General features: G+C 75.6%; 1 pseudogene. It reads left to right on the forward strand.

The features are described 5' to 3' along the window. Positions 1-316, forward strand: a pseudogene (locus tag G3I40_RS29230) (branched-chain amino acid ABC transporter permease/ATP-binding protein); the annotation flags it as partial.

A 316-nucleotide genomic window follows, 5' to 3' on the forward strand; every position in this document is an offset into this window, starting at 1 on the left:
GCGGGCCGCTCGTGGCTGCGGCGGTGGGGCCCGTGGGCGGTGGCGGCGGTCCTGCTCGGCGCCGCCTTCTACACGGTGACGACACCCTTCTGGAGCGGCATCCTCGCCCAGGGCCTCGCGATCTCCCTGGTGTTCATGTCGTTCACCGTGGTGACCGGGCTCGGGGCGATGGTCTCGCTCGCGCAGGCCTCGTTCGTGACGGGCGCGGCGCTCGTCGCCGGGCTGCTGATGCGCCACGGCGTGCCGTTCCTGGGCGCGGCGCTCATCGGGACGTGCGCGGCGGCTCTGCTCGGCGCGCTGGTGGCGCTGCCCGCGC

It is taken from the genome of Streptomyces sp. SID14478 (assembly GCF_010548525.1).
GTDB lineage: Bacteria > Actinomycetota > Actinomycetes > Streptomycetales > Streptomycetaceae > Streptomyces.